The organism is Nocardia altamirensis NBRC 108246 (genome assembly GCF_001612685.1).
Lineage (GTDB): Bacteria > Actinomycetota > Actinomycetes > Mycobacteriales > Mycobacteriaceae > Nocardia > Nocardia altamirensis.
The window spans coordinates 20,417-29,755 of the sequence record NZ_BDAY01000115.1; the positions used below are offsets into that span (position 1 = coordinate 20,417).

Annotated in this window: 12 protein-coding genes; 7 read left to right on the forward strand and 5 right to left on the reverse strand. The window is 67.6% G+C overall.

What is annotated here, in order from left to right:
* Positions 1-62 precede the first annotated feature (62 nt).
* Complete coding sequence (locus NA11_RS40760; RefSeq protein ID WP_069167462.1) at positions 63-815, forward strand: YebC/PmpR family DNA-binding transcriptional regulator; 753 nt, start codon at positions 63-65, stop codon at positions 813-815.
* Between the two features lie 18 nt (positions 816-833).
* Here NA11_RS40760 and NA11_RS40765 read toward each other — a convergent pair whose 3' ends face one another.
* The 4 genes from NA11_RS40765 to NA11_RS40780 all read right to left on the reverse strand — a co-directional run bounded on the left by NA11_RS40765 (position 834) and on the right by NA11_RS40780 (position 3,033).
* A complete protein-coding gene (locus NA11_RS40765) occupies positions 834-1,328 on the reverse strand; it encodes an SRPBCC family protein (RefSeq protein WP_069167463.1) in 495 nt (164 codons plus the stop codon).
* Complete coding sequence (locus tag NA11_RS40770) at positions 1,325-1,687, reverse strand: metalloregulator ArsR/SmtB family transcription factor (RefSeq protein WP_069167464.1); 363 nt, start codon at positions 1,685-1,687, stop codon at positions 1,325-1,327. The genes NA11_RS40765 and NA11_RS40770 overlap by 4 nt, the downstream gene beginning before the upstream one ends.
* Before the next feature lie 115 nt (positions 1,688-1,802).
* Positions 1,803-2,009, reverse strand: a complete 207-nt coding sequence (locus NA11_RS40775; RefSeq protein WP_069167474.1) for a DUF5988 family protein — start codon at positions 2,007-2,009, stop codon at positions 1,803-1,805.
* Positions 2,010-2,082: 73 nt separating this feature from the next.
* A complete protein-coding gene (locus NA11_RS40780) occupies positions 2,083-3,033 on the reverse strand; it encodes an NADP-dependent oxidoreductase (protein ID WP_069167475.1) in 951 nt (316 codons plus the stop codon).
* A gap of 70 nt (positions 3,034-3,103) precedes the next feature.
* Between NA11_RS40780 and NA11_RS40785 the strand changes: the two genes are divergently transcribed.
* Entirely contained in the window at positions 3,104-4,072 is a 969-nt protein-coding gene (locus NA11_RS40785; protein WP_069167465.1) for a GlxA family transcriptional regulator, read from the forward strand.
* Between the two features lie 159 nt (positions 4,073-4,231).
* Positions 4,232-4,612 carry a PLD nuclease N-terminal domain-containing protein gene (locus NA11_RS40790; protein ID WP_069167466.1) on the forward strand — a complete coding sequence of 127 codons (381 nt, stop codon included), beginning with the start codon at positions 4,232-4,234 and terminating at the stop codon, positions 4,610-4,612.
* Between the two features lie 185 nt (positions 4,613-4,797).
* On the opposite strand, the gene NA11_RS40795 is transcribed toward NA11_RS40790, so the two are convergent.
* Entirely contained in the window at positions 4,798-6,285 is a 1,488-nt protein-coding gene (locus tag NA11_RS40795) for an alpha/beta hydrolase-fold protein (protein WP_439957145.1), read from the reverse strand.
* Between the two features lie 100 nt (positions 6,286-6,385).
* On the opposite strand from NA11_RS40795, the gene NA11_RS40800 reads away from it, so the two are divergent.
* The 4 genes from NA11_RS40800 (at position 6,386) to ruvB (ending at position 9,177) form a co-directional block, all read left to right on the forward strand.
* Positions 6,386-6,808 carry an acyl-CoA thioesterase gene (locus NA11_RS40800; RefSeq protein WP_084655519.1) on the forward strand — a complete coding sequence of 141 codons (423 nt, stop codon included), beginning with the start codon at positions 6,386-6,388 and terminating at the stop codon, positions 6,806-6,808.
* Positions 6,809-6,913: 105 nt separating this feature from the next.
* A complete protein-coding gene (gene ruvC / locus NA11_RS40805) occupies positions 6,914-7,483 on the forward strand; it encodes a crossover junction endodeoxyribonuclease RuvC (protein WP_069167467.1) in 570 nt (189 codons plus the stop codon).
* The gene (gene ruvA, locus NA11_RS40810) at positions 7,480-8,082 is read left to right on the forward strand and encodes a Holliday junction branch migration protein RuvA (protein WP_069167468.1); all 603 of its coding nucleotides are present in this window, start codon (positions 7,480-7,482) and stop codon (positions 8,080-8,082) included. The genes ruvC and ruvA overlap by 4 nt, the downstream gene beginning before the upstream one ends.
* 6 nt (positions 8,083-8,088) lie before the next feature.
* Positions 8,089-9,177 (forward strand): Holliday junction branch migration DNA helicase RuvB, encoded by a 1,089-nt coding sequence (gene ruvB / locus NA11_RS40815; RefSeq protein ID WP_069167469.1) that lies wholly within the window; start codon positions 8,089-8,091, stop codon positions 9,175-9,177.
* Positions 9,178-9,339 lie beyond the last annotated feature (162 nt).

Here is a 9,339-nt window from a genome sequence, read left to right on the forward strand (position 1 = left end):
GTCCGCCAGTACCGGTACGGTCTACATCACTAAACGTGCCATCGACCTGAAGGAAGTAGGGAATGAGCGGCCACTCCAAATGGGCCACCACCAAGCACAAGAAGGCGGGGATCGACGCGAAGCGCGGCAAGCTCTTCGCCAAGTTGATCAAGAACATCGAGGTGGCGGCTCGCACGGGTGGCAGCGACCCTGCAGGCAACCCGACGCTGTACGACGCCATCCAGAAGGCGAAGAAGTCGTCGGTCCCCAACGACAACATCGAACGGGCCCGCAAGCGCGGCGGTGGTGAAGAGGCCGGCGGCGCCGACTGGCAGACCATCATGTACGAGGGTTACGGCCCCAATGGTGTCGCGGTGTTGATCGAGTGCCTCACCGACAATCGCAACCGCGCCGCGGGCGAGGTGCGGGTCGCGATGACCCGCAACGGCGGCAACATGGCCGACCCTGGCTCGGTCTCCTACCTGTTCCACCGCAAGGGTGTGGTGACGCTGGAGAAGAGCGGCCTTTCCGAGGACGACGTCCTGATGGCCGTCCTCGACGCGGGCGCCGAGGAGGTCAACGACCTCGGTGACTCGTTCGAGATCATCAGCGAGCCGAGCGACCTGATCCCCGTGCGCAAGGCGCTGCAGTCCGCCGGAATCGACTACGACTCCGCCGAATCCGGCTTCCAGCCGTCGGTGTCCGTCGCAGTCGATATCGACGGCGCCAAGAAGGTGATCAAGCTGGTCGACGCGCTCGAAGACAGCGACGACGTGCAGAACGTGTACACGAACGTCGACATCTCCGACGAGGTCCTCGCTCAGCTCGACGACTGACGCGACCGCGCTGGTCGACTAGTCCTCCAGCGCTTCGTAATACTGCTGCATCGAGGGGTAGTAGTCCTCGAAATCGGGGCGGTCCGTACCTGTGCGGGCCGCCCCGAGCGCGTCCAGGTAGTACTCCCAGCCCGGTCCGACCTGGGCGATCGGGGCTTCGGGTTCGAGGTGGTGGGTGAACACCAGTTCCGTGCTGCCGTCGGTTTCGGTCAGCACCGCCTCCAGATGCCAGGTGCCGAAGTCGTCCTTGGTGGTGATGGCGAGTCGGCGCGGCGGTTCGCAGGCGTCGATGTGCGCGTCGGACCATGGCTTGCCTTCTTCATAAACCATCTGCACCTTGATGTTTCGGCCCGTTCCCGCCTCGCCCTCCCATGGGCCGAACCAGCGGGCGGTGCGATCGGATTCGGTGATGCTGGCCCAGACGTCGGCGATGGGGGCGCGGTAGGTCCTGGTCAGGATCAGGTCGCGGCGCCCGTCGGTGCGGTCGAGGCGACCGTTCGGCTGCGGTGTCATGCGGTGTTCTCCTTCGGCTGTCCGTCTTTCGGCCGCGCGCGATGTTCTTTGCGCGTCCGGTAGACCTCGGTTTCCAATGCGTCGAGGCGGTGGGTCCAGGCTGCGGCGGTGTCGAAGTGCGCGATCCACTCCGCCACCTCGGCCAGCGGCGCCGGATCGACCACATAGAACCGCTGCCTGCCGACGAGCTCGTCGTGCACGAGCCCGCAGTCGCGCAGCACCCGTAGGTGTCTGCTCACCGCCGGCCTGCTGATCTCGAACTTCGCCGCGATCTCACCCGCGGTGAGCCTGGTGCCGCGCAGCGATTCGAGAATCTCCCTGCGCACCGGGTCTGCGATTGCACCGGCTACCTCGTCCACGGCAAAAGTGTAACCACTTGGTTACGCTTTTGTCCATAGTGCAGCCGCCGATCGAAACCGGCGGAAGGCGGCCGGCCGATTGCTCGACCGGCCGCACTGGACGATTACTCGCGCGTCACTCCGCGATCTCGGTCCGAGCGGACCACTCATAGACGGGCAAGCGCCCTTCCGGTGTGTCTTGCTCTTTGCGGGTCACCTTGAAGTGTTCGTAGCCACCCTTGAACGGGACCTTCAACTCGATCCCCGGCGGGGTGATGGGGACGATTCGCGCGGGCATGTCTTTCGGCCCGCCCTCGAGGACAGCCTTCACAACAGTGCTCATCATCGGATGGTAGAAGCGTGAGTGCCTCGATTTCGCGGATTCAGGGAAGCGCCGCGCGGAAAATCTTTCGGTCTCAGGCGACAGTGATGACTAGTTTGCCGACAGTACGCCCGGTTTCGCCGAGCGCGTGTGCCTTCGCCGCGTCCGCGAGCGGGAAGGTGCCTGCGACGGTCGGCCGCAACGCGCCGGACTCGACGAGCTCGGCGATGGCAACCATGCCCGCGTGGTCGTCCTCGACCAGCAAGCGGAGCGCGCGGACGCCGAGCTGCTCGGCCGCCGCGGCGAGGTCGACCGGACCCATCGCGCGCAACGTGACAAGCAGGCCGCCCGGCCGCAACGTGCGCAGCGAGCGGACGCTGTTCTCGTCGTCGATCATGTCGAACACCACGTCAACGTCGCGGACCGTTTCGCCGACATCGGTGGTGCGGTAGTCGATCGGCTCGTCGACGCCGATGTTGCGCAGGAAGTCGTGGTTGGCGGCACTGGCGGTGCCGATGACGTAGGCGCCGAGCGCCTTGGCGATCTGCACGGCGAAGTGCCCGACCCCGCCTGCGGCGGCGTGTATCAGCACCCGCTGGCCTGCCTGCAGTCCGGCCGTGTCGACGAGTGCCTGCCATGCGGTCAGGGCGGCCAGCGGTATCGCGGCGGCCTGAACATGGTCCAGCCCAGCGGGTTTGCGGGCGAAGGCGCGGGCGGGACCGACGACGTATTCGGCGAACGCGCCGTGGCCGTCGGGGTAGGGGAGCATGCCGAAGACCTCGTCACCCGGCTGGAACAGCGTCACGCCGACGCCGGTCTCGGCGACCTCGCCGGACACGTCCCAGCCGAGCACGAACGGCGGATCGGGCAGGAAGACGCGGATGGCTCGGTGTTTCCAATCGGTCGGGTTGATGCCCGCCGCGCGTACCTTGATCAGGACCTCGCCCGGGCCAGGCACCGGTCGCGGCAGGTGCACCTCGGTGAGCACCTCGGGTCCGCCGAGGGTGTTCTGACTGATCGCACGCATCGTGTTGGCTTCGCTCATAGTGCCAAGTTTGCCGCGCGACAGCCGATCGGAAAATGGCAGGATTGCCACAATTCGATATGATCGTGCCATGACGATCGACGTGGTCCACCAGGTCGCCGTGCTGGCGTTGGACGGGGTGTACCCGTTCGAACTCGGCATCGCGAACCGGGTATTCGGCAGCGCGGGCGGTCGATACCGGATCCGCACCTGCACCGTCGACGGTGCACCGGTGCGCAGCAACGCCGACTACTCGATCGCCGTCGACCACGACAGCAGCGTGCTCGACACCGCCGACACCGTCGTGCTGCCCGCCTGCGATATCTCGATGGCCCTCGACGGCGCCCTGCCGCAACCCGTGCGCGACGCGCTCGCCCGGATCCGGCCCGGCACCAGGATCGTGGCGATCTGCACGGGCGCGTTCGTCGCCGCGGCCGCCGGACTGCTCGACGGTCGGGTAGCGACCACGAATTGGTATGAGGCAGAACGGTTTCGGCGCACCTTCCCGCTGGTCCGGCTCGATCCCGACGTGCTGTACGTCGAAGACGGTGACGTGCTCACCTCGGCGGGCGCGGCCGCGGGGATCGACGCCTGCCTGCATCTGGTGCGCCGCGACTACGGCAGCGTGGTCGCCAACAGCGTGGCCCGCCGCTGCGTCGTGCCGCCGTGGCGGGAAGGCGGTCAAGCCCAGTACATCGAGCAGCCGATGCCGCCGTCGCCGTCGGCGAGCACCGCCGCCGCGCGGCAATGGGCGATGGAAAACCTGCACCTCCCGGTCAGCGTCGACGAACTCGCCGAGCGGGCCAGAATGAGCGAACGCACCTTCGCCCGGCGGTTCAGCGACGAAGTGGGAATGAGCCCGGGACGCTGGCTGATTCAGCAGCGGCTGTACCGCGCCCGCCACCTCCTCGAATCGACCGACATGACGGTCGACCGGATCGCGGGCGAGGTCGGCTTTGCCACCGGCACCTCGTTGCGTCAGCATCTGCACGAAGCGATCGGGGTATCCCCGCAGGCTTACCGGCGCACTTTCCGCACCGCCGCGATGGCGACCGGCTGACGGGTCCGGTACCGGTGTGCCGTGATCACGATCTCGGTTGTGCGGCTTCAGCAATTCGCCTGTTTGTAGTACCGTTTCGCGGTGTAATGCCCTGCTCAGGGCACATCGGGGGGACGCGGCGATCGTCGGCGGTCCACACATTCTTCGAGGAGAGAAGTCATGCCCTATGCCGCCGTGGCGCTGATCACGCTCGCACTGTGGATCTACTGTTTGATCGACGTCATCACCTGCCCCGAGGGCGGAACTCGGCACCTGCCGAAGGTCGGATGGCTGATCGTCGTCATCCTGCTGCCGACCGTTGGCGCCCTGCTGTGGCTGTTCGTCGGGCGCCCGATCCACGAAACCCGGCCGCGGTCCACGACGCGGTACGCCGAGTACGACCGTCCCGGCCGCTACGTCGCCCAGGACTCCGCCGCGGACGAAGAGTTCCTCCGCGGACTGCGTGAACGCGCCGAACAGCAGCGTGCCGAAGCGCGTCGTCAGGAAGCCGCGCGCCAGGCGGATCTCGATCGTCGCCGCGAACGCGGCGAACAGGTCTGATCACCGGCGGGGTTCAGCACGCGAATCTGTTCCGGCACAAAATCATTGGGGGAGTGCACCAATGGCCCGCAGGCGCCGAGTCACTTGACGGCGGCCAGCCGCCAGCGCCGGCGAGGGTGACCGTGCTGAAACCGAACGCCGGGCCGTTGGCGATGCCGAGCGCGAATACCCCACGCGTGTCTTCCTTATGGAGTGGTGGGAATGGGGAGGCCTAGGCGGGCGACGATCCATGGGAAGGACGAGGTGAAGGCCGCGGCGGCGAATTGCCAGGTGTGGCCGCCCTGCGTGGTGTGGATGGTGCAGTCGATGCCTACCTCGCGGCCTTGGGTGCAGAGTTTTTCGGCGGCGCCCACCTCGCCGGAGTCCTGAACGCCGTCACGTCCGCCCATGCCCGCGTTCTCGTCGTCCATGGCGCGGCGGTGATTGCCTTGGCCGCCAGGGTAGTTGGGCCGATGTGGTGGGGTCAGGTCGTCGAAAAGGCCTGCGGTGCCGGTGTATTGACCATGGGCGGCCATGACGGTGAGCGGGTCGAAGGCGGCCCATTGTGCGGCGTTGCCGCCGAAGAGGCGGGCGATGGTTTGGTCCTTGGTGCCGGAAGTGGGGCCGAGATCGCCTGCGATATCGACGAAAGTGCGGACCAGTTCGGGATGCATGACGGCCAGATCGACCGCGCAGGTGCCGCCCATGGACCAGCCGACCACGGCCCACTGAGCCGGGTCGGTGCTCGCGTGGAAGCGGGATGCCAAGTAGCTCGGGACATCTCGGGTGAGGTGGTCGGCGGCGTCACCGCGTGGGCCGTTCACACATTCGGTGTCGTTGTTGAAACTGCCGCTGGAGTCGACGAAGACGAGGATCGGCGCCTTTCCACCGTTGGCGGCGGTGAAACTGTCGATGGCAGGCATGATTTGGCCGCTGCGCAGCCAGTCCGCCGGAGTGTTGAATTCACCGCCGATCATCATGACCACCGGCAGGGTCGGCGGAGTCGGGCCCGCGAACCATGCGGGCGGCAGGTACACGTATTCGGTGCGATGCGGAAAACCACTGTCCGAGTCGGGGATATCGACCGGCACCACCTTGCCGGTCGATATGTCGGTGTCGCGCAGGCCATCCAGAGCGTCGAGGTCGGTCTGGTGCGGGAGCGGGCCCGCGGTGAGCGCGCCCCACGCCGATTCGACCGTGGGGTAGTAGCCGACCCACTGGTTGAGCACGATGCCGGTGCTGAGCACGGCAAGCGGGACGGCGAGGAGCGAGACGCCGCGCCGCCACCAGCGGGCGCCGCGCCAGCCGAGGACGGCGACGGCGAGAGCGCCGACCGTCGCGCCGACGGCGGCCCACAATTCGACGGGCGCCGGGTCCGACGCCAGTCCCTGGTTGGTCACGTACCACCGCGCGACCAGCGCGCCGACGACACCGAGCAGCACGCAGAGCGGCAGCTGAATCGTCCACCAGCGCCGCGTCCGCCGCGCGATCGCGACGACGAGCACCACAACGACGACGACCTCGACCGTGACCGGCAACCACCCGTGCAGCAGCGAAACGCCGTGGTGAAAGCCGTTCTGATAGTTCGGATTCAGGTTCGCCGACGGCAATTGCGGCGCCGCCGGTGGTGCTGGAACGGCGGGCGGTGGCGCGGGGATCGCGGGCGCGGCATGCGACAGTCCAGGAACAGGCACCTACGGCATTGTCGACACCGTTCCTCGAGACTCCCTGTGAATCCCCTCCAGTCATCCTGGGGGCGCGAACTTGTCGGTGGGAGCTGGCATAGTCGGGCTCGTGTCGTTCAGCATTCGCATGGAAGTCCGTGTCTCCGACCTGGATGCGCAGTTGCATGTCACCGGTGCGGCGTATCACCAGTTCGCCGATCACTCGCGGTTCGCGTGTGTGCAGGCGGCGGGTGTCTCGGTCGAGGAGTTGATCGCGGCCGGTTTCGGGCCGGTGAATCTGGAGACGACCCTCAAGTTCCACCGCGAATTGCGCGGCGGCGACACAGTGGATGTGTCCTGCGCGTGGGTGTGGGGGACCGGCAAGACCTATCGCGTCGAGCACGTCCTCACCCGGCAGGACGACGTGGTGGTTGCCACGGTCACCCATGTCAGCGGGCTGCTCGACATCGCGGCCCGCCGGCTCGTCGCCGACCCGGCGCAGGAATGGGCGGCTCGCGCACTGAAACCGGAGCTACTCGGGCTACCCGACTGAGCGGGTCCGGTCGCCATGCGTCCGCCGCCGTGTCGCTGGACGGCGAAAGAGCCTGCCTCCGCTAGACTCTCGAACAGTTGTTCGTGTCTGGTGAGAGGGGATTTCGTGCGGGTGATGGGCGTCGACCCCGGGCTCACCCGGTGCGGCCTCAGCATCGTCGAGGGCGGGATCGGCCGGAAGGTCACCGCGCTCGCCGTCGACGTGGTCCGCACCCCGCCCGACATGGATCTGGCGCATCGGCTGCTGCTGGTCGCCGATGCCGCCGAAAGCTGGATGGACACCCACGAACCGAGGGCCGTCGCGATCGAACGCGTCTTCGCGCAGCACAATGTGCGTACCGCGATGGGCACCGCGCAGGCGGGTGGCGTGATCGCCCTCGCGGCCGCGCGCCGAGGGATACCGGTCGCGTTCCACACGCCGAGCGAGGTAAAAGCCGCGGTCACCGGCAACGGTGCCGCGGACAAGGCGCAGGTCACGACGATGGTCACCAGGATCCTCGGCCTGCAGGTCGCACCGAAACCCGCCGACGCGGCGGATGCGCTGGCGCTGGCCATCTGCCATTGTTGGCGGGCGCCGCTGCTGGAGCGGATGGCAAAGGCCGAGGCCCTCGCGGCCGAGGCGCAACGCAAGTACGCGGAACGGCTTGCCGAACAACGGAAGGCGGTACCCAGGTGATCGCGTCGGTACGCGGTGAGGTGTTGGAGATCGCGCTCGACCACACGGTGATCGAGGCGGCAGGCATCGGCTACCGGCTCAACGTGACCCCCGCGACGCTGGCCACCCTGACCCGCGGCGAGGAAACCCGGCTGTACACCGCGATGATCGTCCGCGAGGACTCGCAGACGCTGTACGGTTTCGCCGACACCGAGGCGCGCGACCTGTTCGGGCTGCTGCAAACAGTGTCCGGTGTCGGCCCGCGCCTGGCGATGGCGGTGCTCGCGGTGCTCGAACCGGAGGCGCTGCGCAAGGCGCTCGCCGAAAGCAATGTCGCGGCGCTCACCAGGGTGCCCGGCATCGGTAAGCGTGGCGCCGAACGCATGGTCGTCGAACTGCGGGACAAGGTGAATCTCGTTCCGGTGCAGGCAGGCCCGCCCGGCGCGCCGACCCCGATCATCACGCCGGTGCGTGACCAGGTGGTCGAGGCGCTCGCCGGTCTCGGGTTCCCCGTCAAACAGGCTGAGCAGGCGATAGATTCGGTGCTCGCCGAACAGCCGGCCGCCGACACCTCCGCCGCCTTGCGTGCCGCATTGAACCTGCTCGGCAAGAATCGGTAATCACTCATGGAATACGACGAAGCCGACGAAGCACCCGAATCTCAGGTCACCCCAAGCTATTTGAAGTCCGACGGCGAGATCGAGGCCAGTCTGCGGCCGAAGTCTCTCGACGACTTCATCGGCCAGCCGCGGGTCCGCGAGCAGCTGGCGCTGGTGTTGCGCGGCGCCAAACAGCGCGGCGGCACCCCCGACCATGTGCTGCTGTCCGGCCCGCCCGGCCTCGGCAAGACCAGCATGGCGATGATCATCGCAGGCGAACTCGGTACCGCACTGCGGATCACCTCCGGTCCCGCGCTGGAACGGGCGGGCGACCTCGCGGCCATGCTCAGCAACCTGGTCGACGGTGATGTGCTGTTCATCGACGAGATCCACCGCATCGCCCGCCCCGCCGAGGAAATGCTCTACCTCGCGATGGAGGACTTCCGCGTCGACGTCGTCGTCGGCAAAGGCCCGGGCGCCACCTCGATTCCGCTCGACATCGCGCCGTTCACGCTGGTCGGTGCGACCACCCGATCCGGCGCGTTGACCGGACCGCTGCGCGATCGTTTCGGCTTCACCGGCCACATGGACTTCTACGATCCCGCCGAACTGCTGCGCATCCTGCAGCGCTCGGCGCACATCCTCGGCGTCGAGATCGATCGGGACGCCGCCGCCGAGATCGCGGGCCGTTCCCGCGGCACCCCGCGCATCGCCAACCGGCTGTTGCGCCGCGTGCGCGACTACGCGGAAGTCCGCGCCGACGGCATGATCACCCGCCCCATCGCGCAGGCCGCGCTCGAGGTGTACGACGTCGACGTCCTCGGCCTCGACCGCCTCGACCGCGCCGTACTCACCGCCCTGGTCCGCAGTTTCGGCGGCGGCCCGGTCGGCGTCTCCACCCTCGCGGTCGCCGTGGGGGAGGAGGCCGCCACCGTGGAGGAAGTCTGCGAACCATTCCTGGTCCGCGCGGGCATGGTCGCCCGCACCCCTCGCGGCCGCGTCGCCACTGCCGCCGCCTGGGAACACCTCGGCCTGGTTCCACCCCCCGACCTGGTCTTCGGCTCCATCGAAGTCCGCGGCCGCAACCCCCAACCCACCCTCGACCTGTTCGAATAGCAGTGCATGGCAACGTTGTTGGCCACCGAGGGGCCGCCGGCAGTCGAATGGTGGCCGAGCTTCGTTGGGCGGTAGTCGAATGGTTACCCGGCCCCGAATCGACGGGAGAGAAATGGTTGTTGACCTGTTGAGCGGAGAGAAATGGTTGCAGATGGCCGTTTA

Coding starts and splice junctions, on each gene's coding strand:
- NA11_RS40760 (WP_069167462.1), top strand. CDS start 63: ATGAGCGGCCACTCCAAATGGGCCACCACCAAGCACAAGAAGGCGGGG.
- NA11_RS40765 (WP_069167463.1), bottom strand. CDS start 1,328: ATGACACCGCAGCCGAACGGTCGCCTCGACCGCACCGACGGGCGCCGC.
- NA11_RS40775 (WP_069167474.1), bottom strand. CDS start 2,009: ATGAGCACTGTTGTGAAGGCTGTCCTCGAGGGCGGGCCGAAAGACATG.
- NA11_RS40780 (WP_069167475.1), bottom strand. CDS start 3,033: ATGAGCGAAGCCAACACGATGCGTGCGATCAGTCAGAACACCCTCGGC.
- NA11_RS40785 (WP_069167465.1), top strand. CDS start 3,104: ATGACGATCGACGTGGTCCACCAGGTCGCCGTGCTGGCGTTGGACGGG.
- NA11_RS40790 (WP_069167466.1), top strand. CDS start 4,232: ATGCCCTATGCCGCCGTGGCGCTGATCACGCTCGCACTGTGGATCTAC.
- ruvB (WP_069167469.1), top strand. CDS start 8,089: ATGGAATACGACGAAGCCGACGAAGCACCCGAATCTCAGGTCACCCCA.